The following is a 26,502-nucleotide window of genomic DNA, read 5'->3' on the forward strand; positions in this document are numbered from 1 at the left end:
CTGCCGTTTGGCGGGTGCGGGTGATCTGTGGTTGCTCGCGCAGTTCCCCGCGCCCCTAGGTAGGTTCCCCTGGCCGGTACTCCAAGTATGCGCGCCAGCCTCCATACGGCGTGATGTCCTCGGCGTTCGTCAGTGCGCTGGGTTCGCACAGGAAGCCGGGGACGCTGCTGCCGTCGGCGAGTTCCACTGAGCCCAGGGTCATGGGGCGGGGGAGTGTGGTCAGGAGGCGGCCCAGGCCCTCTGCCGGGAGCCGCCAGACCTCCGTCTCGATGGCCGTGCCGCCCTCGCCCACGTGGACCAGGCCCGGTTTGGGCGTGGCGGTGTGCAGCGCGTGCAGGCGGTAGACCGGGGCCGTGGTGGTCGTGCGGTCCAGGCGGGCCCCCAGCGCGAGGAGTTGGGGGTTGAGGGGCTGGCCGGTCAGGTGGGCCCCGACCACGGCGAGGCTCGTCTCCGGTTGCAGGGTGCGGGCGATGCGGGCCAGCCGTTCGTCGGTGAACGCCGGGCCGATCAGCATCACGCCGAACGGCAGGCCGTTCACCTCGCCCGCCGGGACGGCGACCGCGGCAAGGTCGAAGAGGTTCGTGGAGTTGGTGAACCGGCCCAGACGGGCGTTGGCGCCGAGCGGGTCGGCGGCCACCTCGGCGAGGGTGGGGTGGCCGGGGGCGGTGGGCAGCAGCAGGGCGTCGGCGTCGGCCAGTTCGGTCAGGGCGCGGGAGTGCAGGGCGGCCAGCCGGTCCTGGTCGGCGAAGAGCCGGTGGGCGGGGATGTCGCGTGCGCCGGTGATGATGCCGGCGACCGTGGGGTCGAGCCCCTCGCCACCCTCGCGGATCAACTTGTCGACAAAGCTCCCCACGGCCGTGTACCGCTCGGCGACGAACGCGCCCTCGTACAGCATGGCGGCAGCTTCGGTGAACGGTGTGAGGTCGAGCGGGCGTACCGACGCCCCCAAGGCCACGAGCCGCCCGGCCGCCGCCTCGTACGCTTCGGCCCAGCCGTCGTCCAGTTCTCCGAGCTGTTCGAGCGGTGGCACGGCGATCCGCCAGGGGCCGGGGGCACGCTGGGGGAGGGGCGGCAGCTCGCGGCCGGGCGGGGAGGCCATGAACGCGAGGGCCTGTTCGGCCTCCGGCAGGGTGCGGGCGAACACCGTCACGCAGTCGATCGAGGCGCACGCCGGGACCACGCCCGTCGCCGGGACCAGACCACGGGTGGGTTTCAGGCCGACGATGCCGTTGAACGCCGCGGGGACCCGGCCCGAGCCCGCCGTGTCCGTGCCCAGCGCGAAGTCCACGAGGCCCAGAGCCACCGCGACGGCCGAGCCGGAGCTCGAACCGCCGCTGGTCCTGGCCGGGTCGAGGGCGTTCCGTACCGCACCGTGGGGTGAGCGGGTGCCGACCAGGCCGGTGGCGAACTGGTCGAGGTTGGTGGTGCCGAGGACCACGGCGCCCGCGGCACGCAGCCGGGCGACGACGGGCGCGTCGACGGCCGGCTGGTACGCGTACGCCGGGCAGGCCGCCGTCGTGGGCAGGCCGGCCACGTCGATGTTGCCCTTGACGGCGAAGAGGCGCCCGGCCAAGGGGAGGCGGGCTCCGGAGGCGACGTGCTCGTCGATCGCCCGGGCCTCGGCCTCCACCTCGGCCTGCGGGCGCAGGTCGATCCAGATCTCGGGGCGGTCGACGGCGTCGACGCGGGCGTAGGCCGTGCGGACGCGGGAGACGGTGCTGGACATGCCCGGTTCCTCCCTCAGTTCGCGGCCGGGGCCAGGACGACCAGTGCCGTTCCCGCCTCCACCTGGTCGCCCGGCCCGGCCAGGACCTCCGCGACGACGCCGGTGATCGGCGCGTGCACCCTGGACTCCATCTTCATCGCCTCCAGCGCGAGCAGCGGCTGACCCGCCGTCACCGCGTCGCCCGGGGACACGTGCACCTGCCACACGGACGCCGCGAACTCGGCCTCCACCAGGTGTCCGCCCGGTGGGACGCTCACCGCGGCCGGGGGAGCGGGCGGTGCCGCTGCGGCCTGGGCCCGCGCGAACTCGCCCGCCGCCTCCCACGCGTTCCGCTCCGCGGCGAACGCGGACTGCTGGCGCCGTCTGAACGCCCCTATGGAATCCGCGTGTTCGGCCAGGAAGGTCTGGTGGTCCGCCAGCGAGAAGGTGCCCTCCTCGATACGCGGCACGAAGCGGCCGGAGGTGATGTCGGCGCGCAGGTCGAGGAGTTCGTCCGCGCCGACCGGGTACCAGCGGATCCGGTCGAAGAAGCGCAGCAGCCAGGGCGAGCCCGGCTCGAACGCGCCGCGCTGCTGCCACGGGGACCACACCTGTGTGGTCCGGCCCACGAACTGGTAGCCGCCCGGACCCTCCATGCCGTATACGCAGAGATAGGCCCCGCCGATGCCGACCGAGTTCTCCGCCGTCCAGGTGCGCGCCGGATTGTATTTCGTCGTCACCAGGCGGTGGCGGGGGTCGAGCGGAGTCGCCACCGGGGCGCCCAGGTAGACGTCGCCGAGGCCCAGGACCAGGTACTCCGCGGCGAACACCGTGTCGTAGACGTCCGCGGCCGTGTCCAGGCCGTTGACGCGGCGGATGAACTCGATGTTCCACGGGCACCAGGGTGCGTCGTCGCGGACCCCGGCCATGTAGCGGGCGATCGCCTCGCGCGTGGCCGGGTCGTCCCAGGACAGAGGGAGGTGGACGGTGCGGGAGGGGACGGTCAGCTCGTCCGTGGGCGGGAGGGAGGACGCCATCCGCCGTACGGCCGCGAGGAGATCGCTCAGGGGCAGGCGCGCCGGGTCCGTCCGGATCTGGAGGGAGCGGATGCCGGGGGTGAGGTCGGTGACGCCCGCGAGGCCTGCCTCGGCCACCGCCTCCATCAGGGCGTGGACCCGCATCCGCAGGGCCAGGTCCAACTGCATCGGGCCGAACTCGACCAGCAGGTTGTCGTCCCCGCTGCGGCGGAACGTCACGTCACCGTCCCGCGCGAGGACACCGCCGTCGACGATACCGGCGCGCGGTGCGCCGTCCACGTCCACGGGCCGGAAGCGGACCGTGTCGCCCGGGCGTAGCTGGCCCAGCTTCCACCGCTCGGAGCTCAGCACCGTCGCCGGGCACACGAACCCGCCGAGCGAGGGGCCGTCCGGGCCGAGCAGCACCGGCATGTCCCCGGTGTAGTCGACGGCGCCCACGGAGTACGGGGTGTCGTGGATGTTGGACGGATGCAGGCCGGCCTCGCCGCCGTCCGAGCGTGCCCAGCGCGGCTTGGGGCCGACCAGACGGACCCCGGTGCGGGCGGAGTTGAAGTGGACCTTCCAGTCGGCGGCGTAGAAGTCGTGGACGTCGTCCTCGGTGAAGAACTCCGGTGCCGCGTGCGGGCCTTCCACGGCGCCGATGTGCCACTCGGTGGTGAAGCCGGGCCGCTCGGCCACCGGGGTGCCCTCGGTGACGGTGCCGCCGTGCAGCACGTCACCGGTGCGCAGCGCCCGGCCGCCGTGCCCGCCGAACCGGCCCAGGGTGAAGGTGCTCGCGCTGCCGAGGAACGCCGGCACGTCCAGGCCGCCGCCCGCGAACAGCACGTACGTCCGCAGACCGCAGGCGTCCGGAGCGCCGACCTCGAGGACGGCGCCCGCGGGGACCGTGACCGGCTCCCACTGGGGGACGGGCCTGCCGTCGACGGTGGCCGTGGCCGGTGCGCCGGTCACGCACACGGTCGTGGCGTGGCTGAACCGCAGTGACGGGCCACGCAGGGTGCATTCGAGGCCGGGAGCGCCTTCCGGGTTGCCCAGCGCACGGTTGCCGAGGCGGAAGGACAGGTCGTCCATCGGGCCGGACGGCGGCACCCCGACCTGCCAGTATCCGGTGCGGCCCGGCCAGTCCTGCACGGTGGTGAGCGTTCCGCCGGAGACCACCTCGATCCGGGGCGTCGGGTCGGTCACGGTTGCCAGGGTCGCCGTCGAGTGGTCCGCCGCACGGAAGCCGGGGTGTGCGAGCGCCTCCCGGAGCAGGCCCAGGTTCGTCTCGATGCCGTCGACACGGGTGCGGGACAGGGCCTCCTCCAGCCGCCGCAGGGCGTGTTCCCGGTCGGGGCCGTGGGCGACGACCTTCGCGAGCATCGGGTCGTACGACGTGGTCACCTCGGTGCCCGTCTCCACCCAGCCGTCGACGCGCACCCCGCCCGGGAACTCCACCCGCGTCAGCAGTCCGGCACTGGGCCGGTGGTCCCGGGAGGGGTCCTCCGCGTACAGGCGTGCCTCGACGGCGTGTCCGCGGGGCGGCCCCGGGTCGCGGACGACGTCCGGCTCGTCGCGCGCCAGGCGCAGCATCCAGGCGACCAGGTCGACGCCGTAGACCTCCTCGGTGACCGGGTGCTCCACCTGCAGGCGCGTGTTGACCTCCAGGAAGAAGGCCTCCTCGCGGGCGGCGTCGTACACGAATTCGACCGTGCCGGCGGAGCGGTAGCCGACGGAGGCGCACAACCGGCGGGCGGAGTCCGCGAGCCGGGCGCGGACGTGGTCGGGCAGGCCCGGAGCCGGGGCCTCCTCGACCACCTTCTGGTTGCGGCGCTGCAGGGAGCAGTCGCGGTCGCCGAAGGTCACCACCCGGCCCGTGCCGTCGCCGAAGACCTGCACCTCGACGTGGCGGGCGTGCTCGACCAGCCGTTCCAGGAAGACCCCGGCGGAGGAGAAGGAGGCGGCCGCGACGCGTTGCACCCGCTCCCAGGCCTCGGTCAGCTCGTCGGCGGAGCGGCAGGCCGACATGCCGATGCCGCCGCCTCCGCCGGTCGCCTTGAGCATCACCGGGTAGCCGATCCGCCCTGCCGCCTCGAGGGCCTCGGTCACCGAGGTCAGCAGTCCGGTGCCCGGCGCGAGCGGAACCCCTGCCGCCGCGGCCGCCGCCCGTGCGGTGTGCTTGGCACCGAACAGCTCCAGCTGCTCCGGTGTGGGGCCCACGAAGACGATCCCGGCGTCCTCGCAGCGCCGGGCGAAGGCCGCGTCCTCGGACAGGAAGCCGTAGCCGGGGTGGATCGCGCCCGCGCCGGTGTCCTTGGCCGCCTTCAGGACCAGGTCGGCGTCGAGGTACGACTCCTTGGCGGGCGCGGGCCCGAGCCGTACCGTTTCGTCGGCCAGCCGGACATGCGGAGCCGACCGGTCCGGGTCGGAGTACACGGCCACGGTCCGCAGTCCCAGTTCCCGGGCCGTGCGGATGATCCGGACGGCTATCTCGCCGCGGTTGGCGACCAGCAGGGTGTCGAAGCTCATGCGCCGTCCCCTTCGGCCGCGGTTCCGATCGTCATCTCCACCGCCGTCGGCTGGAAGCCGTTGCAGGGGTTGTTGATCTGCGGGCAGTTGGAGACGAGGACCAGGACGTCCCGTTCGGCGCGCAGGGTCAGTGAGAGCCCCGGTGCCGAGATGCCGTCGACGATGCCGAGGGTGCCGTCCTTCTCCACGGGCACGTTCATGTACCAGTTGATGTTGGAGACGAGGTCGCGTTTGCCGAGGCCGTACTTCGCGCCCTCGGCGAGGAAGTTGTCCACGCACGCGTGCTGCGACCAGGTGTGGTGGCCGTAGCGCAGGGTGTTGGACTCCTTGGAGCAGGCGCCGCCGACCGTGTCGTGGCGGCCCACGTCGTCGGCGGTCACGGTCATCAGCGGGGTGTGCTCGTTGGACATGAGCACACTGCCCGTGGTGAGGAAGATGCCGCCCTGGGCCTGGATGGTGTCGGGGGCGCTGTAGCGGACCGCCGTGTCGTGGGCGTCGAACACCAGGAAGTCGACGGCCTGGTTGCCGTGCAGGTCGGTGATGGTGAGCGTGTCGCCGGTGCGGACGAGGGACGACCACGCGGCGCGGGCCGGGACGACGGTCTTCATACGAGCCCCCTCGCGGTGAGGAATTCGGCGGTGTTGAGGAAGGCGCGGCGGCCTTCGGGGGTGGCCTCCCACAGCGGGTCGCCCGGCGCGGTGGGCGCGGCCCGCCAGGCGAGGACCTCCAGCGGGGTGCTGACGTAGTCGGCGCGGGGGTCGGCCGGGTGCGGGACGTTGGCGATGAGCACGGTCACGTCCTGCTCGGCGCGCAGGGTGACACTGCCGCCGGGGCCGGCCGAGCCGGTGAAGTCCAGCGCGCCGTCGCTGCGGACCCGGACTCCCTGGAAGAAGGAGAGCGACGGCGGCAGGTCGCGCGGTCCGAGGCCGTTCTTCGCGGCGGCCAGCTTGAACAGCTCACGGCCGGCGGGCGACGCGGACTGCGGGGTGCCGTCGCCGTACCGGTCGGTGTTGCGTACGAGGGTGGAGGTGCCGCACAGCGCGTCGTGCCGTTCCGAGGTGTCGGTGACGACGGAGGCGAGGACGCGGCCCTGGTCGGACAGCAGCAGTTGCCCCGCACCCAGGTAGGCGTTCCACTGCACCTTGACGGTGTCGGCGACGTTCAGCCGCTCCCAGGGGCGGTCGGCGGCGTACAGCAGCAGGTGGGCGCACGCGTCGCCGTGCAGGTCGGTCAGCCGCAGCTCGGTGCCGCGTGCGAGGACACGGTGCGTGTAGTTGCCGCCCGCGACGGTCTCCGCCCACACCAGGTGGCCCGCCTCGCAGGGCGGCGCGGGCCACTCCTGGGCCGGTACCACGGGCATGGCCTCGGCGCGTGTTCCTGCCTGGGCCCGTGCATGGGCCCGGGCTCCGTGAGTGGTCGCTGTCGGCATCGGGGACCTCCGGCTTCCGGCTGGCGGTGTGACTGTCACGTCCGTACGCATTTCTGTCGTGCGACAGAAATTAGGGGCGGGGCGGGTCGGGGGGATTGCCCCGGCGTTGCCGACGGGTTACCGGGCCCTCACGGAGATCGCCCGGCGGCGCCGTGTGCGAGGATCGAACGCATGGGGACCAGCAGCGGGCGCCGGGTCGGCCGGCCGCGGGCCACGCAGCGGCCGGAGAGCGGACTGGAGCCGCGGGCCGAACTGCTCCGCGCCGCGGCGGAGTTGTTCACCACCCGCGGATACGCGGCCACCACCACCCGCGCCGTGGCCGAGCGTGCGGGGATGCGGCAGGCGTCCATGTACCACTACGTCTCGGGCAAGGAGGAGCTGCTGGCCGAGCTCCTGGAGTCCACCGTGGCGCCCTCCCTGGCGTGCGCCCGTGAGCTGCTCGCGGACGACGCGCGCCCGGCCGGGGACCGGCTGTGGGAGCTGTGCCGTACCGACGTGGAACTGCTGTGCGCGGGCCCGTACAACCTCGGTGGGCTCTACCTGCTGCCCGAGGTGCGCGCCGAGCGGTTCGCCGGCTTCCATGCCGTACGTGCCGAACTCAAGGACGCCTACCGGCAGTTGATCGCCGCGACGGCTGCCGGTGCGGTACTCGCCAAGAGTGAGCTGGAACTGCGGACCGATCTGGTCTTCGGACTGATCGAGGGTGTCATCCTGGTGCACCGCTCCGAACCGGACCGGACCGCCTCGGAGTTCGCCCGCGCCACCGCGGACGCGGCGCTGCGTATCACCGGCATCTGAGCGGACGCCCCGTCACCGCTCGAGCGGCTCTTCACTCGTTACGGTGAGTTATCTTCGTACGCCTGTGCTCGGTCACGCTTCGTGTGCGAATGTTTCCTGTGTGTGCAAATGGTGCTGAGCGTACTCCTCTCCCCAGGGTGATTTCAGGCACTCGCCGAATATGACACAGCGATGATCCGGTCGGACTAGGCTCGCCCGCGGCGCACCGGGTTGAGGTGAATTCGTGCGCTTGTTCTCAAACATGACGAAGATCCAGACTGCTCCATGAATCTTCCCCAGGAAAACTCCCCCGACACCCCGCAGATTCGTCACAGAAGGCATCCATGGTGAGTGTTCAACCGCCTCCCGGTGGCCGCGAACTGTCCTACGCCCGCGTGCTGTTGCTGCCGGTCATACTGATGGCCGCGGCGACCGGAGCCGCCGTCGCCGTGGTCGCGGCGCCGGCCCGGACCGCGGTCGGCCTGTGCGGCGCCGTCGCCACACTGCTGGTGATCGCGGCGGCGGCCGAAGCGGTGCGCCGCGGTCGCAAGCTCCGTGAGGTGCGGGCGGAACACGCCCGTCACGCCGCGTATCTGGAACGGCGGCTGGCCGCCCACGAAGCCGATCTCCACCACTTCCGCACGGAGATCGTGCCGACCGCGCTGTACCGGCTGCGCGCCGGAGAGCCCCCGAGAGAGGTGGTGCACAAGGTTCTCGACGCGGACCCGGACCTGCGCCACCTCCCCGACACCCTGCGCGACCTGCTCAAGACCCTGCTGAAGGTCGTGGACGAGGAGGAGACGGCGCGCGACGCCGCGCAGCAGGCGTTCGTGAACATCGCCCGCCGCGTCCAGGCCATCGTCCACCAGCAGGCCAACGAACTGCGCGAGATGGAGGAGGACCACGGCCGCAACCCCGAGGTCTTCGACGACCTCCTGCGCATCGACCACGGCACCGCGCTGATCGGACGTCTCGCCGACTCCATCTCCGTCCTCGGCGGCGGCCGTCCCGGCCGTCAGTGGCCCAACCCCGTGGCCCTCTACAGCGTGCTGCGCGGTGCCATGTCCCGGATCCTCGAGTACCGCCGGATCGACCTGGCCTCCATCGCCCACGTCAACATCAAGGGCACCTGTGTGGAACCGGTCATCCACGCAGCGGCCGAACTGCTCGACAACGCCACCCGCTACTCACCGCCGCAGACCAAGGTGCACGTCACCGCCACCGAGGTGCAGACCGGCGTCGCCATCGAGATCGAGGACGCAGGGGTCAGCCTCAACGAGGAGTCCCGCGCCCGAATCGAGAACATGCTGGAGGCGGCCAAGGCGGGCGTCGACCTGCAGACCCTCGGCACCACCCCGCGTCTGGGGCTGGCCGTCGTCGGCCGGCTCTGCTCGACGTACGACATGCAGGTCTCGCTGCGGTCCTCCGCATACGGCGGCGTCCGCGCCGTCCTCATCGTGCCCCGCAGCATGATGACCACCGAGCCCGCCCCCGGCCTCGCCCACGGCATCGGCGCCACCGCCGTGCCCAAGGCCGAGCTGGGCGCGCTCGAGGGCCCCAAGCGCGCACCCAAGAAGCGGCGCCCCACCAGTCCGCGCATCCCCGCGGGGATCTCCATGGAGGACGACGTCCCCGAGGTCACCGAGTGGACCGCCGGCGGCCTGCCGCAGCGCCGCAGCAGGATGAAGATCCCGCTCAGCCGGCGGCTCGCCGAACAGGCCGCCATCGAGCAGGCCGAACGCGAGGGCAAGCCCACCATCTGGTCGCAGCACAAGCCCGAACCCGAGCCGGAGAAGAAGAAGGACGACCGCGAACCCGGACTGTGGGTCGAGGCCTTCTGGGAGGGCCTCAAGAAGGACAACCCGGGCCATCCGACGGACTTCACGCGGAACCCGACCGCGTACCTGCACCTGATCAACGATTCGGCCGACCGCACCGAGGCCGGCGACGAGGGGGACCCCAAGTGATCCAGCAGCGAGCGAACTTCGACTGGATGCTCAAGGAGCTCGCCGACGGTGTACCGGGCATCGAGATGATCGTGGTGCTCTCCGCCGACGGACTGCGCATCGCCCGCCACGGCGGCGACCCCGACGCCGCCGACCGCGTCGCCGCGGCCTGCGCCGGCGTGCAGAGTCTGGCGGGCGCCGTCGCCCAGGAACTGCCCGGCAGCGACGGCGACATGAAACTGGTCGTCATCGAGATCGACGGCGGTTACTTCTATCTGATGGCCGCCGGCGCCAACGCCTACCTGGCGGTCCTCGCCGACGTGGTCTGCGAGCCCGGTCGGATGAGCGGCATGATGCGCGACCTCGTCGTCCGTATCGGCGCCCACCTCACCAGTCCGCCCCGGCGGAACGGGCAGACCGTATGACTCCTCCGCAACGCAAACGGCGCCCCCCGGGACAGGAACCGCTGCAGCAACCAACCGAGGCGGGCGGGGAGACGGGCACGACCAAGAAGAACCCCGAGCGGTTGTACGTCATCACCGGCACCGCCGACGGGGGACGCGCCGAGATGGACCTGGTGACCTTGATCGTGGCGCGCGCCGACCCACCGCCGTCCGTCCCGCCGGAACAGGCGGCACTCCTCCGGCTCTGCGCCTCCCCCCTCTCCGTGGCCGAACTCTCCGCCTACCTCAACCTGCCGTTCAGCGCGATGACCGTACTGATCACCGAGATGATCACGGCGGAACTGGTGCAGGCACGCGCCCCGATCGTCCGCCAGGCACTACCCGACCGTTCACTCCTCGAAGCAGTGATGCATGGACTTCAAAAGCTCTGACACCATCCCGGGCCCCCGCGCCGAGGACCATCTGCCGCACACGGCCCAGGCCGCCGTGAAGATCGTGATCGTGGGCGGCTTCGGAGTCGGTAAGACCACCATGGTCGGCTCCGTCAGCGAGATCAGACCGCTGACCACCGAAGAGACGATGACCCAGGCCGGCATCGGGATCGACGACAACTACGGCTCCGAGTCCAAGACGGCCACCACAGTGGCCATGGACTTCGGCCGCATCAGCATCACCGACAAGCTGGTGCTCTACCTCTTCGGCACGCCCGGCCAGGAACGCTTCTGGTTCCTGTGGAACGGTCTCTTCGAGGGCGCTCTCGGTGCGGTCGTCCTCGTCGACACCCGCCGTCTCGAGGTCAGCTTCGACGTCATAGGGCGGCTCGAGGACCGCGGCGTGCCCTTCGTCGTCGCCGTCAACTCCTTCCCCGACGCGCCTCGTTACCCCATGGACGAACTGCGCACCGCGCTGGACCTGCCACCGGAGATCCCCATCGTGGAGTGCGACGCCCGCCGCCGGGCCTCCAGTCGGGACACGCTCATGACCCTCATGCGCTTCCTGCACTCGCTCGCCATGACCGGCGCCCTCACCTGAACCCACCAGACCACCCCCACCCCGGATCCATCCCTCTCGGAGCGACCACTGTGACGCCTGAACCCCACTCCCCGGCCGGCACGGACGACCCCACGCTCGGCCCGCCCCCCGGCTGCCCCGCGCACGGGCTCGGGCCCGGGGGACTGCACCGCCTGTACGGCTCGGGCGCGGACGACCTGGGCGAGCTGTACGAGAAGCTGCGCGCGGAACACGGACCCGTCGCACCGGTGCTGCTGCACGACGACGTGCCGATCTGGGTGGTCCTCGGACACACCGAGAACCTGCACATGGTGCGCAGCCCCTCGCAGTTCACCCGGGACAGCCGCATCTGGACCCCGCTGCTCGAAGGCATGGTCAAGCCCGACCACCCGCTGATGCCGCACATCGCCTGGCAGCCCATCTGCTCGCACGCGGAGGGCGACGAGCACCAGCGGCTGCGGGCGGCCGTCACGGGCGCCATGTCGACCATCGACCACCGCGGCATCCGGCGCCACATCGGCCGCTACACCCAGGTGCTGGTCAACGAGTTCTGTGGTGAGGGCCGCGCCGACCTCGTCGGCCAGTTCGCCGAACACCTGCCGATGGCGGTGATGTGCGAGATCCTCGGCATGCCCGAGGAGTTCAACGACCGCATGGTGCAGTCCGCACGCGACGCGCTCAAGGGCACCGAGACCGCCATCGCCAGCCACAGCTACGTCATGGACGCGCTCAGCCGGCTCACCAGCCGCCGCCGGGCCCGGCCGGACGAGGACTTCACCAGCCATCTCATCGCCCACCCGGCGAGGCTGACCGACGACGAGGTCCGGGAGCACCTGCGCCTGGTGCTCTTCGCGGCCTACGAGGCCACCACCAACCTCCTCGCCAACGCGCTGCGCATGGTCCTCACCGAGCCGGGCTTCCGGGCCCAGCTCAACGGCGGCCAGATGACGGTGCCCGAGGCGGTCGAGCAGTCCCTGTGGGACGAGCCGCCGTTCAGCGCCGTCCTCGGCTACTTCGCCAAGCAGGACACGGAGCTGGGCGGCCAGCGCATCCGCGCGGGCGACGGGCTGCTGTTCGCCCCCGCGCCGGGCAACGTCGACCCACGGGTGCGCCCCGACCTGTCCGCCAACATGCAGGGCAACCGCTCCCACCTCGCCTTCGGCGGCGGTCCGCACGAGTGCCCCGGACAGGACATCGGCCGTGCCATCGCCGACGTCGGTGTCGACGCGCTGCTCACGCGGTTGCCGGACGTCCAGCTCGACTGCGCCGAGGAGGAGCTGCGCTGGAGGTCGTCGATCGCCTCACGGCACCTGGTGGAACTGCCGGTGCGCTTCGAGCCCAAGCCGCAGCAGGACGTGACGCTCAAACCGAGCCCCGCGCCGATCCCGCCGCAGCGCGCCACCTGGGAGATCGGCACCACCCGCACGGAGCCCACGCCGCCCCCCGTGCCCGCTGCGGAAGCCGTGCCGGAGCCCGTGTCGGCGGCACCACAGCCCGCGCCGCCCGCCGCCGAACCCGCCCGTCGGATCGGCGTGTGGCAGCGCGTCAAGCGCTGGTGGCGCCGCCACTGACCGGGCACTCAGCGGGCGTCGTACCGCCTACCCGGCGGCCCACTCCGCAGGCGACGACCAGGCCTGCAGGGTCCGACCGCTGACGAAGCGGTGCTCCACCCCCGTGACCGGATCGGTGAACTCCAGCCTCCGGGCGAGCAGTTGCAGCGGACGCCGGAAATCACCGGCCGGCACGGGGGCGGTCACCTCCGGATACAGCGGATCCCCGAGAAGCGGCAGACCAAGGGCGCTCATGTGCACCCGCAGCTGATGCGTCTGCCCGGTGGCCGGGAGGAGCCGGTACCGGCCCAGCCCGTCCCGCTCCCGGTGCTCGACCAGTTCCACCCGGGTCACCGCGTTGGGCTCGCCCGACACCTCCCGCGCCGCCGGCACTCCCCGCTCCTTGAGGATCCGGCTGCGCACGGTGCGGGGCAGGGCCAGACCGGGGACGTACGGGGCCACGGCCTCGTACTCCTTGTGCATCCGCCGGTCGCGGAACAGCGACTGGTAGGCGCCGCGGTCCTCGGGCCGCACCGTGAAGAGCACCAGCCCGGCCGTCAGCCGGTCCAGGCGGTGCGCCGCCGTCAGCGTCGGCAGACCGAGCTCGCACCGCAACCGGGCCAGCGCGGTCTCGGCGACATGGCTGCCGCGCGGTGTCGTGGCGAGGAAGTGCGGCTTGTCCACGACGACGATCCGCTCGTCGCGGTGCACGACCTCCAGCGGGAACGGCACCGGCACCTCCTCGGGCAGCTCCCGGTGGAACCAGACGTACATCCCCGGCGCATACGGTGCGTCGGCGGCCACTGCCCGCCCGTCGGCCCCGACGACCAGCCCCGTGTCCAGCATCCCCCGTACCACCCCGGGCCCCGCCCCGCTGAGCCGCTCCACCAGGTGCTCGCCCACCGTGGTCCACGGCCCGTCGAAGGGCAGCCGGACCCGTACCGGGTCGACCCCGTGGCGCTGCGGCAGGGGAGCGGGTGGGATCCGGGTCTTGCGTCTCATCAGGGCACCAGCGTAGGCGCTGGGCTGCCGTGGCCGGCATCACTCCGGGCGGCCCCTTCTCCGGGGGGCAGCCGTCGGGCGTCGGGTGGACCGTCGAGGGAGCAGCACCGGTGGCACGAGCCGACGCCGGTCCACACCGCTGCGGGCGTTGATGACAGCGATGAGCAGATCGACCGCTTCGTCACCCACCCGGTCCGGACGGAGGCTGACGGTGGTGACCGGCGGAGTTGTGCTCGCGTACTCCGGGTCCTCGCTGACGCACGCCACCAACAGATCCCGCGGTACCCGAAGGCCGTGCCGACGGGCGGCGGCGAGGATGTTGTGACCGGAGTCGGAGTAGACGCCGATCACGGCCTCCGGTCTCGGATCCCGGTGGAGCAGTCGACTCACCGCGTCCTGTTCGGCCGTGAAGTAGTCGGGCAGGGTGGCGTACTCCTCCACAAGGGCGGGCATGCGGTGGTCGTCGCACCAGGACCGGTAGGCCTGCGCGATCAGGCTCGGGTACGCGTCGTCGTGCAGGGGCAGAGAGAGCCCGACGTGCCGGGCGCCGGATTCCGCCAGGTGCTCGAGCAGCAGCCTCAGGGCCGCCTCGCAGTCGGCGTCCACCCATGCGTCGTACCAGTGCGGTGCGGGCGGCCGGCCTTCGCAGACCATCGGTGTGCCACGCTCCCGCAGGATGGAACGCACCGGGTCGTCCGCGCGCGGGGAGACGTGGATGACGCCGTCCATCGGCGTGTTGAGCCACATCCACGATGACATGGAACTCGGCATCACCTGGAGCAGGTAGCCCCGCTCGTGCGCCGCCGCCATGGCGGCCAGCGTCAGCTGCGCGTAGTACGGGATCTCGGTGTACGGAACGGGAAGGTCGCCGTACGCGGTCATGGTCAGGCCGAGCACTCCGGTGCCGCCGCGAGCCAGGGCTCGGGCCCGGGTGGCCGGGGCGTAACCGAGTTCGCGCGCCGCGACCAGCACGCGTTGCCTGGTCGCCTCGGACAGCCGTCCGTTGCCGTTGAGCGCATTCGACACCGTGGCCGTCGACACTCCAGCACGTGCGGCCACGGCATCCAGCGTGGGTCGCCGCCAGACACGCGAGCTCGTCATGCGCACCCCATGTACCCCAACGGCCCCATGAGGGCTTGTGGTTAAGAACTTAATCAATCAGCGTACCCGGCGACGGCGGCCTGGTCGGCGGGCCGACAAGAAGGGCGCTCGGGTTCTCGTGACTTCTCGGGGCGCCGGGCGCGAACGCGTCACATCGAGAAAAAAGGGGAAACGGTGGAGGCGACGCATACACAGGTGCGGCAAGGCACCATACCTCCGGTGGTCGCGGCGCGCTGGGCGCTGTGGACGTTTGTCATCACCAACTTCGTGATCCTCGAATTCCTGTTCCTCAGCGCCGGGAGCGGCAAGAACGGGGTGCTCACGGTCGCCAAGTTCTTCGGCCTGCACGCCGCCGTGCTGATGCTGTTCCAGCTGCTGCTGGTGGCCCGGCTGCCGTGGCTCGACCGCCGTATCGGCATGGACAGGTTGACGGTGTGGCACCGGTGGGTCGGCTTCACCCTGTTGTGGACCATCCTCGCCCATGCCGTGCTGGTGATCCTGGGCTACGCGCGGCTCGGTGACACATCGGTGGGGAAGACGTTTTCCTCGCTGGCCGGCGTTCCGGCCTCCCTGCTCGGGATGTGCGCCGCGGCGATCGTCGTCGTGGTCGCCGCGGTCTCCGCCCGGTACGTGAGACAGCGGCTGCGCTACGAGACCTGGCACGGCCTGCATCTGCTGCTCTACCTGGCGTTGGGGCTGGCGTTCGTCCACCAGTTGCGGGAGACGACGACCTTCAGCTCTTCCGCGCCCGCGAGAATCTACTGGTGGGCCCTGTGGCTGTTCGCGTTCGGCGCCCTGGTCACCGGGCGGATCGTCATGCCCCTGTGGCGCAACGCCTATCACCGATTCCGCGTCGTGGCGGTGGTGCAGGAGTCGGACGACGTCGTGTCGGTGCACGTCGCCGGACGCCACCTCGACAGGCTGCCGGCGCGAGCCGGACAGTTCTGCATCTGGCGGTTCCCCGGGCACCACCACTGGTGGCTGGCCAATCCGTTCTCGCTGTCGGCGGCACCCGACGGCCGCACGCTGAGGCTGACCGCCAAGGCGGTCGGCAGAGCCAGCGCCGGCCTGCGGAACGTACCGATCGGGAGCCGTGCGTTCGTCGAGGGCCCGTACGGGGCGTTCACCTCGCTGCACCGAACGCGGTCCGGTGCGCTGCTGATCGCCGGAGGAGTCGGTATCACACCGATTCGAGCCCTGCTGGAGGAGGAGTCGGCCGGCGACGTCGTCGTGCTCCACCGGGTGCGCAGCGAGCACGACGCCGTGTTGGCCGACGAGGTACGGGACCTGGTCGCCGACCGCGGCGGGCGGCTGCACCTCCTCACCGGCCGCAGGGGGGAGGGGAGATCGCCTTTCGAGCCGGACAGTCTCCGTGCCCTGGTGCCCGACATAGCCGAACGCGACGTGTATGTCTGCGGCCCGCCGCCGATGACCTCGGCCGTACTCAGCGCCTTGCGCGCGCTGGAGGTTCCCCACCGGCAAGTGCACGCCGAGCGGTTCGGCCTGGCCTGACGCATGGGATCGGCGTGGACCTGAGGTCCGTCAGGGCGCCCAGGGTCCGCCGCTACGGCGACGAGCGGCGGACCGCCGGAGTCCTAAGCGGGCACCGCCTCCGCGGTCTCCGGGTCCACCAGCGCCGTACGCGCTCGGTAGGCACGGTAGGCCGCCCCGGCCGCAAGCGTCGCGGCGAGGAACAGGACCGTGAACCACTGGAAGTACCAGTGCCCGCCCTCAGGGTCGTACACCGCCGCCCGCGGCCAGGCCAGGTTGACCGTCATGGCCAGGCCGTACAGCAAGGCGATCGCGTTGACCGGGAGGCCCCAGCGGCCCAGGGAGAACAGGGGTTCGCCGGCCTCGTCGGTGCCGTTGGCGGTGAACCGGCCGCGCAGGCGGCGCAGCAGCAGGGGACCGGTGACCATGGCGTAGGCGAGGTAGAGCATCACGATGCAGGTGGTGCCGATGGCCAGGAACGCATCGGGGGAGGTGAAGTTCAGCAGCAGCAGGGCCGCCGCGAGCAGGCCGACGACCAGGGCCGGGGCGCTGGGCTGGCCGGTACGCGGGTTGACCCTGGCGAGCCGGTGGGAGAAGGGCAGACGGCCGTCGCGTGCCATGGAGAACAGCATCCGGCAGGCCGCCGTCTGGATCGCCAGCGTGGCCACCGCGATCGCCACCACCACATCGGCCAGCAGCACCCGGCCGACCCCGTCGCCCAGGCTGCTCGTCAGGACGTAGCTCAGTCCGTCGACCGCGAGGTGCCCGTCGGTGAGGCTGGGCGCGGCGAGCAGCCCGCCGAGCACCACCAGCCCGCCGAGCAGTCCGGCGGCACCGAGGGCGGTGAGGATGGTGCGCGGGGCGGTGCGGCGCGGGCGGTGCGTCTCCTCGCTCATCTCGCCCGCGCTGTCGAAACCGATCATCACGTAGGCAGCCGTGAACGAGCCGACCAGCAGGGCGCCGAACAGGCCGTTCTGTGTCGCGGCCCCCGTGTGGAAGGTGATCCCGGGGGACCGCTTCGCGTGGGTCAGCAGCAGGACGACGATCAGCGCGGCGCCGATGATCTCCGCGGTCACACCGATGCGGTTGATCGCGGACATCACGCGGTTGTCCATGATGTTGACCAGTGTCGTCAGCACCAGCAGGACCACGCCGAGCACCGCGGCGTTCGCGGCGCCGTCGGCGGAGACCGGTGAGGGGTCGTGGCCGATCAGCTGGAAGCCGGACCAGAGCGCCGGCAGCACCATCTGCAGGGCCAGAGCCGCCGCCGCGACCACCACGATCTGCCCGATCACCATGATCCAGCCGGCGAACCAGCCGAAGGCGGGGGTCGACAGCCGCGAGGACCACTGGTAGATCGCGCCGGAGATCGGGTAGCGGGCGGCCAGCTCCGCGAAACAAGCGGCGACCGCGAGCTGGCCGAGCAGCACGGCCGGCCAGGCCCAGAAGAAGACCGGCCCACCGAAGGAGTACCCGAAGGCGAAGAACTGGAAGACGGTCGTCAGGACGGAGATGAAGGAGAACCCGGCGGCGAACGAGGCGTACCGGCCGAGGCTGCGGTGCAGTTCCTGGCGGTAGCCGAACTCCTGGAGGGAACGGTCGTGGAGGGAGCGGTCGTCGGTTGTCGTCACGGCGGCACCTGCCTTGGGCGCGCGAGGGAGGAATCGAGTTCCTGTCGGGCGACAGAAATTAGGCAGGGGCTGTTTCCACCGCGTCACGCCGACGTGTCCGGTGCGGGCCCAAGTCCTCACGCCTCCACGTGGCTCCCCCGAATACGACAGCGGCGGCGCCCTCGTGGAGCGCCGCCGCGTGCCGCCAAGTGCCGTCGCAGGCGTCAGGCCGCCGCGCCGCCCTCCTGCTCCGCCTCGACCCGCGCGTTCCACTCCCGCTTGGAGGCCTGCCAGCCGTCCTCGTTGTGGCCCAGCCGCCAGTAACCGGAGATCGACAGGTCCTCGCGCGGTATGGCGAGCTCGACGCGCAGCAGCCGGCGCAGCTCCTTCACGAAGCCCGCCTCGCCGTGCACGAACGCGTGCACCCGTCCCTGCGGGAACTCCAGCGTCCGTACCGCTTCGACCAGCGCCTCACCGACCGGCCGGTCACCGCGGTGCAGCCAGACGACCTGCACATCGGAGTCGATCTTCTGCTCCTCCTCGGGGCCTGTGACCTCGACGAATGCGTGCGCCCTCGTGCCCTCGGGCAGCGCCTCCAGGGAGCGGGCGATCGCGGGCAGGGCGCTCTCGTCGCCGGCGAGCAGATGCCAGTCGGCGCTCACGTCCGGCGCGTACGCCCCGCCGGGACCCATGAAGTGCACGGTCTCACCCGGCTGGACGCGCACCGCCCATGGCCCGGCCAGTCCCTCGTCGCCGTGGATCACGAAGTCCAGGGTCAGTTCGCGGTCCTCGGGGTTCCAGGCGCGCACTGTGTACGTCCGGGTCACCGGCCACTGCTCGCGCGGGAACTCCGCACGGATCCGCTCCACGTCGAAGGGCTCGGGATAGCTCGCGCCCTCGGCCGGGAAGAGGAGCTTCACATAGTGGTCGGTGCAGGTGTCCGGGGCGAAGTCGGCCAGCCCTGCGCCGCCGAGCACCACCCGCTGCATGTGCGGGGTCAGCCGCTCCGTGCGCACGACCTGGGCCGCATAGGGTTTCCGCGGCTTGCGTCCCGGACGTTCTGCCATGACGGCCTCCCGGCTCTGCTCCATTGGTTAGGATTACCTAAGTTACCACTCGGGGGGATGGAACACCCCTTCGCTCAAGAGCTGGACGAGAGCGTCGTCAGCAGCCGCTGCAGGGAACCGCCCAGCCCCCAGCGCGCCGAAAGCCCCTCCAGCCCTGCCGGGTCGCGCGGGGCGCGCGGCAGCGTCGTGTCGACGTCCGGCAGCGGGACGTCGGGGGCCACTCGGACGACCGTCGGGGCGACCGCCACGTACGGGCGGGCCTCCTCCAGCCGCTTGCGCTGCGACGGCGTGAGCTTGGCCCCCGGGTCGTCGACCGCCGCCATGATCCCGTCGAGGTCGCCGAACTCGGCGAGCAGCTTGGCCGCCGTCTTCTCGCCGATGCCGGGCACGCCCGGCAGGCCGTCGCTCGGGTCGCCGCGCAGCAACGCGAGATCCGCGTACCCGCTGCCGTCGACCCCATACTTCTCGCGCAGCCAGGCCTCGTCGGTCAGCTGCAGCGTGCCCACGCCCTTGAGGGGGTACAGCACCCGCACCCCGCGGGCGTCGTCCACCAGCTGATAGAGGTCGCGGTCGCCGGTGACGATGTCGACCGGGCCCCCGGCGCGCGCGGTGAACGTGCCGATCACGTCGTCCGCCTCGTAGCCCTCGACGCCGACCCGCGCGATGCCGATCGCGTCCAGGACGGCTTCGATGACCGGCACCTGAGGGGAGAGCGTGTCCGGGACCTCCTCCTCGTCCGGTCCCCCCTCGTGCACCTCGGCCACCCGGTGCGCCTTGTAGGAGGGGATCAGGTCGACCCGCCACCCGGGTCGCCAGTCGGCGTCCATGCACGCCACGAGGTGGTCCGGCCGGTGGTCCTTCACCAGTCGGTCGATGAAGTCCAGCAGCCCGCGCACGGCGTTCACCGGCGTGCCGTCCGGCGCCTTCACCGAGTCCGGCACGCCGAAGTAGGCGCGGAAGTACAGGGAGGCGGTGTCGAGGAGCATCAGTCGTCCGGTCACGCCTCGCATCATGCCGTACCGGGTGATTCCGCGAGCCGGGGGCGGACCGGTGCACGCGGGGGCGGACGGCGTCCGGGCGTGCTCTCGCCTACCAGAAGGATCCGGCCAATCACGTAGTGCTACGGCCATGCCCAGACCTTGCCGTCCGGCTGGTGGGCAGGTCACCAACTGGGCCCATGGGCAATGGAGTTCGTGCTTCCCTGCGGCGTCCTGATCGAAGGTCAGCGCCGACCGTCCGGCACTGCGCACGGCCGGAGAGGCGGCCGGGCTGTCGCCGGTCGGCCCGCTCGACGTGTTCACCCCTGGGGGCGAGTCCCCCGCACGGGGCGTCCGAGGGCTCTGGGACTGGCGCGATCTGTGAGGGTCGCGCCGATGCGACATGACATCGATGTGACGGCCGCGTGAAACGGTTTGCCGAACATGCGTAGGGTGCAGAGAAGTCATCAGAAGTGGCGTGCCCGATGCGGGGCACCCGGTGGGAAAAACAACGACGAGCGAAGGAGGGAGCCGAAGCGATGGGCGACCACAAAGAACAGCAGCCCCTCCGGGTGGGCGCGGCCGTCCGGCGGCGCCGCCGCGCGCTGCAGCTCACCCTCGCCGTCGTGGCCGAGCGCAGCGGCCTGTCGGTCCCCTTCCTGAGCCAGATCGAGAACGACCGGGCGCGCCCGAGCACAGGCTCCCTGGAGAAGGTGGCCGACGCACTGCGCACCACCGCCGTCGAGCTCCTCGCCGCCGCCGACCCGGCATGCAGCGTGGACGTCGTCCGTGCCGAGATCACGGACAACGACTTCGATCCCCGGGTGCGCTCCCTGGTGCGCGGGCACCATCAACTGCACGCCTCCGAGATCACCGGCGACCACGACGCGGGCCGCGAATTCCAGCACCGCAACGACGAGTTGATGTACGTCGCCGACGGCGCGGTGGAGATCGAGGCCGAGGGCCGCGCCTACCGTCTCGGCCGCGGTGACACCCTCTACCTCACCGGTGGCGTCCGCCACCGGTGGCGGGCCACCGTCCCGGACACCCGGGTGATCGTCGTCGCGGTGGCGGAACACATCGAGGCGGTCAAGGACCGGTCGCGCTAGGGTCCCCGACGTGCGGGTCGTGTCCCTCGTGCCGTCTCTCACCGAGGCGGTCGCCGTGTCCCTGCCCGGCGTGCTCGTCGGCGCCACGGACTGGTGCAGCCATCCGGCGGACCTCGACGTCACCCGTGTCGGCGGCACCAAGAACCCCCGGCTCGACCGCATCGCCGCCCTCGCTCCCGACCTGGTGCTCGCCAACGAGGAGGAGAACCGCGCGCCCGACCTCGACGCCCTGCGCGCGGCGGGTCTGACGGTCCTGGTCACGGAGGTGCGGGGCGTGCCGCAGGCCTTCCGTGAGCTGTGGCGCGTACTGGCCGCGTGCGGGGCGGGGAGCCGGCCGCGGTGGCTGGACGAGGCGCAAGCCGCCTGGGCGGCACCGCCGGTGCCGGACCGCCGTACGAGGGCGGTGGTGCCCATCTGGCGTCGGCCGTGGATGGTGCTGGGCCGGGACACGTTCGCGGGTGACGTGCTGGCCCGGCTGGGTGTCGACCACCTCTACGCCGACCACCCCGACCGCTACCCGCGCGTGCCCCTCGACGAGCTGAGGGCCGCCTGCCCCGACCTGGTCGTCCTGCCGGACGAGCCGTACCGCTTCACGGCGGACGACGGCCCCGAGGCCTTCCCGGGGCTGAGCTGCGCACTGGTCAGCGGACGGCACCTGACCTGGTACGGGCCCTCGCTGGCCGAGGCGCCGCGGGTACTGGCCGGGGCCCTGCGGGCGCCTGGGGACATGCGGTGACCAGCACATAAGCTGGCTTTATGAGCGAGGCGAGGGATGCGGCCGGCAAGCGGCGGGGGGCCGGTTCGCTGGCGTACCGGGTGCCCGATCTGGGTGCGCTGGAACTGCTGCTGGCGGTCGCGCGGCTGGGCAGCCTCGGGGCGGCGGCCCGGGAGGTCGGCATCAGCCAGCCCGCGGCCAGCAGCCGGATCCGCTCCATGGAGCGGCAGCTGGGCGTGGCCCTCGTGGACCGGTCGCCGCGCGGCTCCCGGCTCACGGACACGGGCGCGCTGGTCACCGACTGGGCGCGGCGGGTGGTGGAGGCGGCGGAGGCCTTCGACGCGGGTGCCCAGGCGCTCAGGGACCGCCGGGACTCCCGGCTGCGGGTCGCGGCGAGCATGACCATCGCGGAGTACCTCCTGCCGGGCTGGTTGATCGCGCTGCGCGCCCGGCGGCCGGACACGGCGGTCTCGCTGCTCGCCGGGAACTCGGCCGCGGTGGCCGAGCGGCTGCTCGCGGACGAGGCCGACGTGGGTTTCGTGGAGGGGCTGTCGGTGCCGTCCGGCCTGGACTCCGCGGTGATCGCCCACGATCGGCTGATCGTCGTGACGGCACCGGCCCACCCGTGGGCCCGCCGCCGGCGCCCGCTCGCGGCACGTGAACTGGCATCGACCCCGCTGATCCTCAGGGAGAAGGGTTCGGGCACCCGCCAGGTGCTGGACGCGGCCCTGGGCGGCCTGGCCCGCCCCCTGATCGAGCTGTCCTCGACCACCGCGGTCAAGGCGTCTGCGGTCAGCGGAGCCGGCCCCGCGGTGCTGAGCGAACTCGCGGTCGGCGAGGAACTGTCCCTGCGCCGCCTGGTGAGCATTCCGGTGGAGGGCGTCGCGCTCCGGCGCGACCTGCGCGCGGTCTGGCCGACGGGCCACCGCCCGGCGGGGCCCGCCCGGGACCTGCTCTCCCTGACCCGCTCCCGACCCGACCACCCGGCCTGAGGCACCCGTACCGCCGGAGTCGGACGAGCGGAAATCCGCTGGCGCACGCGAGCGGAAATCCGCTGGCGCACTCTTCCCCACGCCCGCCACCATGGCGCATGGCCTCCACCGCCCCGCCCGCCACAGGTGTCCGCACCCCCTGGGAGAAACTCCCCACCACTGTCACTGACGCCGTCGCCGGCCTGCTCGGTGCCCCTGTCGTCCACGCCGTGACCCAGCCGGGTGGCTTCTCGCCCGGTGTGGCGGCGCGGGTCCGTACCGCCACCGGCCGGCGCGCCTTCGTGAAGGCGGTCAGCGCGGACGCCAACCCGCACAGCCCGGCCATGCACCGCGCCGAGGCCCGCAACGCCGCCGCCCTCCCGGAGACCGTCCCCGCGCCCCGGCTGCTCGGCACCTACGACGACGGCACCTGGGTCGCCCTGGTCTTCGAGGACGTCGCCGGGCGCCAGCCCCACGTGCCGTGGCGGCCGGCCGAGCTCCGGCTGGTCCTGGGCGCCGTCGGCGAGCTGAGCAGCGGCCTCACCCCGTCACCCGTCGCCGCTCCGCCCGTGGCCGAGGCCCTGGCCGGAACGTTCGACGGCTGGCGGCAACTGCTCGACGGGGCGGAGGGCGACCTCACCGGACGCCTCGACCCCTGGGCCGTCGCCCATCTGCCCGAGCTCGCCGGACTCGCCGGCGCCTGGCGCCGGGCAGCCGGCGGCGACACCCTCGCCCACGCCGACCTGCGCGCCGACAACGTCCTCCTCACCGGTGAGGAGGACGGCCATGGCGTCGTGTTCGTCGACTGGCCCCACGCCGTGCGCGCCGCGCCGTGGTTCGACCTGCTGGTGATGCTGCCGTGCGTACGGGCGCAGGGCGGGCCCGAGCCGGAGGAGCTGTTCACCGGGCATCCGGTGGGCCGGGACGCCGACCCGGCCGCGGTCACCGCCACCCTGGCGGCACTGACCGGCTACTTCCTGCGCCACTCGCTGCAGCCCCCGCCCCCGGGCATCCCCACGGTCCGTGCCTTCCAGCGCGCGCAGGGGGAAGCGGCCCTGACCTGGCTCAGGGAGCGTCTCGCCGCCGGCTGAGAGGCGCTACGGGGCTGAGGGGCCGGGGCCGGACGCCGCCCGGACCAGTGCCTGCATGACGCGGAGGTCCTCGCCCATCTCCGGGTGCCACTGCACGCCCACTACCCAGTCGGCGGACGGCAGTTCGAGGGCCTCCACGGTGCCGTCGGCGGCGTGGGCCGAGGGGACGAGGCCCTCGCCGAGCCGGTCCACGGCCTGGTGGTGGTAGGTGGGTACGGTCGTCTCCTCCGGTACGGCCTCGGCGTACCGGGTGCCGGGGACCGGCTTGACCGGGTGGCCGCCGAACACGCCGACCGCCTCCGCGTGCCCGTCGAGGTGCTGTACGAGGGTGCCGCCGAGGGCCACGTTCAGCAGCTGCATGCCCCGGCAGATGCCGAGCAGCGGGACGCGCGCGGCCAGTGCCGCGTCGATCAGGGCGAGTTCCCAGGCGTCCCGCTCGGGTGCGGGCGGGCCCGTGCGGGGGGAGCGTTCGGCGCCGTAGCGGGCCGGGTCGACGTCCGGGCCGCCCGCGATCACCACACCGTCCAGCCGGGCCACCGTGGCCGCCGCGTGCGCGGGATCGTCGGGGGGCAGCATGGCGGTCAGCCCCCCGGCCCGCTGGACCAGGCGGGGATAGGCGGCCGCCAGCAGGGCCGCCTCGAGCTCCCAGACCCCCCAGCGCGCCCCGGCCTCCAGGTACGTGCTCACGCCGATCAGCGGTCGTCCGGTCATGCGGGCCTCCCAGCGCTCATATGGTTCACCTTCACACCTTTGCGGCGGCCGCTCATGCCAGGAAGCCCCGCAGCAGCGCCGCCGTCCCCGCACAGTGCTCCCGCATCATCTCCCGTGCCCCGTCCGCGTCCCCCTCCAGCACCGCCCCCACCAGCGCGGTGTGCTGCCGCTGCGAGTGCTCCAGGTTGCGGACCAGCAGCGGGATGCAGTCCAGCAGGTCGTTCACGGTCGCCCGGACGGCCGCGTACTGCGCGGCGAGCGTCGGTGAGCCGCACAGCTCGGCCAGGGTGAGGTGGAGCAGGGTGTCCAGGCGGCGGTAGTCGGCGAGCGGCGCGTCATGCGTGCGGGCCAGCGCCTCGCGCAGCCGGGCCGCCGGCCCGCCGGTCAGCCCGTGCGCCGCGCACAGGCCCGCCGCGCCCACCTCGAGCACCTCACGGAAGCGGAGCACGTCCTCGACGTCGACCTCGGCGATCCGGCGCCGCAGTTCGTCCTCGCCGCCCGCCTCCGTGCGCGGCAGCACGAACGTCCCGCCGTACCGCCCGCGCCGGGACTCCACCAGCCCCTGCTCCTGGAGCACCTTCAGTACCTCGCGCAGCGTCACCCGGCTGATCCCCAGCCGCTCCGCCAGCTCCCGCTCGGCGGGCAGCCGCCCCCCGCCCGGTACCAGACCCAGCCGGACCACCTGCAGGATCTGCTCCAGCGCCTCCTCGAAGCCGTTGCCCGCCCGCACCGGCCGCAGCACCGGCGTGAGCCGGTCGCCGAGGCCACCGTCGGCATCCACTGGCATCTGGCCGTGCCCCCTTCCCAAGCAATGGTTCTCGGCAATACCTTATGGCTCCCGGCCCGGCCGAAAAAGCGGCGAGGAAGCGCGAGAATGCGCTAAGAGGCACGAAGAAGCCGAAGGAGGCTCTCCCGTGGCAGACCGCACACCCCCGCTGAGCGTCGAGGAGCTGCACACCCTCGTCGCCGGCGGTGAGATCGACACTGTCGTCCTGGCCTTCCCCGACATGCAGGGGCGGCTCCAGGGCAAGCGGTTCGCCGCACGCTTCTTCCTCGACGAGGTCCTCCACCACGGCACCGAGGGCTGTAACTACCTCCTCGCCGTCGACACCGAGATGAACACCGTCGACGGCTACGCCATGTCCTCCTGGGACCGCGGCTACGGCGACTTCGCCATGCATCCCGACCTGACCACCCTGCGCCGCGTCCCCTGGAACGAGGGCACGGCCATGGTGATCGCCGACCTCGCCTGGAACGACGGCTCCCCGGTCGTCGCCGCTCCCCGCCAGATCCTGCGCCGCCAGCTGGAGCGGCTCGCCGAACTCGGCTACACCGCCCAGGTCGGCACCGAGCTGGAGTTCATCGTCTTCAAGGACACCTACGAGCAGGCCTGGGACTCCGGCTACCGAGGGCTCACCCCGGCCAACCAGTACAACATCGACTACTCCGTCCTCGGCACCGGCCGCATCGAGCCCCTGCTGCGCCGCATCCGCAACGAGATGGCCGGCGCCGGGCTGACCGTCGAGTCCGCCAAGGGCGAGTGCAACCCCGGCCAGCACGAGATCGCCTTCCGCTACGACGAGGCCCTCGTCACCTGCGACCAGCACGCGATCTACAAGACCGGAGCCAAGGAGATCGCCGCCCAGGAGGGCATGTCCCTCACCTTCATGGCCAAGTACAACGAGCGCGAGGGCAACTCCTGCCACATCCACCTCTCGCTCGCCGACGCCGACGGCGGCAACGTCATGGCCGCGGAGGGCGCGGACGGCGAGGGCGGCATGTCCGAGGTGATGCGGCACTTCCTCGCCGGCCAGCTCGTCGCACTCCGTGACTTCTCCCTCCTCTACGCCCCGAACATCAACTCCTACAAGCGGTTCCAGCCGGGCTCCTTCGCCCCGACCGCCGTCGCCTGGGGCCACGACAACCGCACCTGCGCCCTGCGGGTCGTCGGCCACGGCCGCTCCCTGCGCTTCGAGAACCGGCTGCCCGGCGGCGACGTCAACCCGCACCTCGCCGTCGCCGGACTGGTGGCGGCCGGGCTGTACGGCATCGAGCAGAAGCTGGAGCTGCCCGAGCCCTGCCCGGGCAACGCCTACACCGCCGACTTCGCGCACGTGCCCACCACACTGCGCGAGGCCGCCGAGCTCTGGGAGAACAGCGCGATCGCCGAGGCCGCCTTCGGCGCCGAGGTCGTCGCGCACTACCGCAACATGGCGCGCGTCGAACTCGACGCCTTCGACGCCGCGGTCACCGACTGGGAGCTGCGCCGCTCCTTCGAACGCATGTGAGG

The 26,502-nt window shown here is 72.2% G+C and carries 23 protein-coding genes; 12 read left to right on the forward strand and 11 right to left on the reverse strand.

The features are described 5' to 3' along the window. Positions 1-55 precede the first annotated feature (55 nt). The 4 genes from atzF to ACFYZQ_RS17450 are packed head-to-tail and all read right to left on the reverse strand — an operon-like array spanning position 56 to position 6,679. Positions 56-1,726: an allophanate hydrolase gene (gene atzF / locus ACFYZQ_RS17435; protein WP_389147850.1), complete on the reverse strand. Its 1,671-nt coding sequence runs from the start codon at positions 1,724-1,726 to the stop codon at positions 56-58. 14 nt (positions 1,727-1,740) lie between these two features. Continuing rightward, a complete protein-coding gene (locus ACFYZQ_RS17440; protein ID WP_389147853.1) occupies positions 1,741-5,250 on the reverse strand; it encodes a 5-oxoprolinase/urea amidolyase family protein in 3,510 nt (1,169 codons plus the stop codon). Continuing rightward, positions 5,247-5,858, reverse strand: coding sequence for an urea amidolyase associated protein UAAP2 (locus tag ACFYZQ_RS17445; protein WP_389147856.1), 612 nt, complete (start codon positions 5,856-5,858; stop codon positions 5,247-5,249). Before ACFYZQ_RS17445 ends, ACFYZQ_RS17440 begins: the two co-directional genes overlap by 4 nt. After that, positions 5,855-6,679, reverse strand: coding sequence for an urea amidolyase associated protein UAAP1 (locus ACFYZQ_RS17450; protein WP_389147859.1), 825 nt, complete (start codon positions 6,677-6,679; stop codon positions 5,855-5,857). Before ACFYZQ_RS17450 ends, ACFYZQ_RS17445 begins: the two co-directional genes overlap by 4 nt. Before the next feature lie 171 nt (positions 6,680-6,850). Here ACFYZQ_RS17450 and ACFYZQ_RS17455 point away from each other — a divergent pair, with 171 nt between their 5' ends. The 6 genes from ACFYZQ_RS17455 to ACFYZQ_RS17480 all read left to right on the forward strand — a co-directional run bounded on the left by ACFYZQ_RS17455 (position 6,851) and on the right by ACFYZQ_RS17480 (position 12,388). Next, on the forward strand, positions 6,851-7,477 hold the full coding sequence (locus ACFYZQ_RS17455; RefSeq protein ID WP_389147862.1) for a TetR/AcrR family transcriptional regulator: 627 nt from the start codon (positions 6,851-6,853) through the stop codon (positions 7,475-7,477). A 323-nt stretch (positions 7,478-7,800) separates the two neighbouring features. Beyond that, positions 7,801-9,423, forward strand: a complete 1,623-nt coding sequence (locus ACFYZQ_RS17460) for a sensor histidine kinase (RefSeq protein ID WP_389147864.1) — start codon at positions 7,801-7,803, stop codon at positions 9,421-9,423. Then, positions 9,420-9,827: a roadblock/LC7 domain-containing protein gene (locus tag ACFYZQ_RS17465; RefSeq protein WP_388794733.1), complete on the forward strand. Its 408-nt coding sequence runs from the start codon at positions 9,420-9,422 to the stop codon at positions 9,825-9,827. The genes ACFYZQ_RS17460 and ACFYZQ_RS17465 overlap by 4 nt, the downstream gene beginning before the upstream one ends. Then, positions 9,824-10,237 (forward strand): DUF742 domain-containing protein, encoded by a 414-nt coding sequence (locus ACFYZQ_RS17470; RefSeq protein ID WP_389147867.1) that lies wholly within the window; start codon positions 9,824-9,826, stop codon positions 10,235-10,237. Before ACFYZQ_RS17465 ends, ACFYZQ_RS17470 begins: the two co-directional genes overlap by 4 nt. Next, positions 10,218-10,838, forward strand: a complete 621-nt coding sequence (locus ACFYZQ_RS17475) for an ATP/GTP-binding protein (RefSeq protein ID WP_388794727.1) — start codon at positions 10,218-10,220, stop codon at positions 10,836-10,838. The genes ACFYZQ_RS17470 and ACFYZQ_RS17475 overlap by 20 nt, the downstream gene beginning before the upstream one ends. Before the next feature lie 50 nt (positions 10,839-10,888). Further along, entirely contained in the window at positions 10,889-12,388 is a 1,500-nt protein-coding gene (locus ACFYZQ_RS17480) for a cytochrome P450 (RefSeq protein WP_389147870.1), read from the forward strand. Positions 12,389-12,415: 27 nt separating this feature from the next. On the opposite strand, the gene ACFYZQ_RS17485 is transcribed toward ACFYZQ_RS17480, so the two are convergent. Together ACFYZQ_RS17485 and ACFYZQ_RS17490 are read right to left on the reverse strand one after the other, a co-directional pair. Next, on the reverse strand, positions 12,416-13,369 hold the full coding sequence (locus tag ACFYZQ_RS17485; protein ID WP_389147873.1) for a pseudouridine synthase: 954 nt from the start codon (positions 13,367-13,369) through the stop codon (positions 12,416-12,418). Positions 13,370-13,408: 39 nt separating this feature from the next. Further along, a complete protein-coding gene (locus ACFYZQ_RS17490; protein ID WP_389147876.1) occupies positions 13,409-14,428 on the reverse strand; it encodes a LacI family DNA-binding transcriptional regulator in 1,020 nt (339 codons plus the stop codon). Positions 14,429-14,689: 261 nt separating this feature from the next. On the opposite strand from ACFYZQ_RS17490, the gene ACFYZQ_RS17495 reads away from it, so the two are divergent. Beyond that, positions 14,690-15,982 (forward strand): ferric reductase-like transmembrane domain-containing protein, encoded by a 1,293-nt coding sequence (locus tag ACFYZQ_RS17495; RefSeq protein WP_389147879.1) that lies wholly within the window; start codon positions 14,690-14,692, stop codon positions 15,980-15,982. 83 nt (positions 15,983-16,065) lie between these two features. On the opposite strand, the gene ACFYZQ_RS17500 is transcribed toward ACFYZQ_RS17495, so the two are convergent. The 3 genes from ACFYZQ_RS17500 to ACFYZQ_RS17510 form a co-directional block, all read right to left on the reverse strand. Beyond that, positions 16,066-17,592, reverse strand: a complete 1,527-nt coding sequence (locus ACFYZQ_RS17500; RefSeq protein ID WP_389147882.1) for an amino acid permease — start codon at positions 17,590-17,592, stop codon at positions 16,066-16,068. A gap of 203 nt (positions 17,593-17,795) precedes the next feature. After that, complete coding sequence (locus ACFYZQ_RS17505; RefSeq protein WP_389147884.1) at positions 17,796-18,638, reverse strand: siderophore-interacting protein; 843 nt, start codon at positions 18,636-18,638, stop codon at positions 17,796-17,798. A gap of 74 nt (positions 18,639-18,712) precedes the next feature. After that, a complete protein-coding gene (locus tag ACFYZQ_RS17510; RefSeq protein ID WP_389148470.1) occupies positions 18,713-19,648 on the reverse strand; it encodes a 5'-3' exonuclease H3TH domain-containing protein in 936 nt (311 codons plus the stop codon). Between the two features lie 506 nt (positions 19,649-20,154). On the opposite strand from ACFYZQ_RS17510, the gene ACFYZQ_RS17515 reads away from it, so the two are divergent. The 4 genes from ACFYZQ_RS17515 (at position 20,155) to ACFYZQ_RS17530 (ending at position 23,501) form a co-directional block, all read left to right on the forward strand. Further along, a complete protein-coding gene (locus tag ACFYZQ_RS17515; protein ID WP_388794709.1) occupies positions 20,155-20,724 on the forward strand; it encodes a helix-turn-helix domain-containing protein in 570 nt (189 codons plus the stop codon). A gap of 10 nt (positions 20,725-20,734) precedes the next feature. Continuing rightward, positions 20,735-21,460: a helical backbone metal receptor gene (locus tag ACFYZQ_RS17520; RefSeq protein ID WP_389147887.1), complete on the forward strand. Its 726-nt coding sequence runs from the start codon at positions 20,735-20,737 to the stop codon at positions 21,458-21,460. A gap of 20 nt (positions 21,461-21,480) precedes the next feature. Beyond that, entirely contained in the window at positions 21,481-22,431 is a 951-nt protein-coding gene (locus ACFYZQ_RS17525) for a LysR family transcriptional regulator (protein ID WP_389147890.1), read from the forward strand. Between the two features lie 98 nt (positions 22,432-22,529). Then, complete coding sequence (locus ACFYZQ_RS17530) at positions 22,530-23,501, forward strand: aminoglycoside phosphotransferase family protein (protein WP_389147893.1); 972 nt, start codon at positions 22,530-22,532, stop codon at positions 23,499-23,501. Positions 23,502-23,507: 6 nt separating this feature from the next. On the opposite strand, the gene ACFYZQ_RS17535 is transcribed toward ACFYZQ_RS17530, so the two are convergent. Together ACFYZQ_RS17535 and ACFYZQ_RS17540 are read right to left on the reverse strand one after the other, a co-directional pair. Beyond that, the gene (locus tag ACFYZQ_RS17535) at positions 23,508-24,212 is read right to left on the reverse strand and encodes a gamma-glutamyl-gamma-aminobutyrate hydrolase family protein (RefSeq protein ID WP_389147896.1); all 705 of its coding nucleotides are present in this window, start codon (positions 24,210-24,212) and stop codon (positions 23,508-23,510) included. Positions 24,213-24,264: 52 nt separating this feature from the next. Beyond that, a complete protein-coding gene (locus ACFYZQ_RS17540; RefSeq protein WP_389147899.1) occupies positions 24,265-24,999 on the reverse strand; it encodes a FadR/GntR family transcriptional regulator in 735 nt (244 codons plus the stop codon). Positions 25,000-25,126: 127 nt separating this feature from the next. Here ACFYZQ_RS17540 and ACFYZQ_RS17545 point away from each other — a divergent pair, with 127 nt between their 5' ends. Continuing rightward, entirely contained in the window at positions 25,127-26,500 is a 1,374-nt protein-coding gene (locus tag ACFYZQ_RS17545; RefSeq protein WP_389147902.1) for a glutamine synthetase family protein, read from the forward strand. Positions 26,501-26,502: the final 2 nt, after the last annotated feature.

Origin of the sequence: Streptomyces sp. NPDC001843, from assembly GCF_042891955.1 — a bacterium.
In the GTDB taxonomy this organism is placed as follows: domain Bacteria; phylum Actinomycetota; class Actinomycetes; order Streptomycetales; family Streptomycetaceae; genus Streptomyces.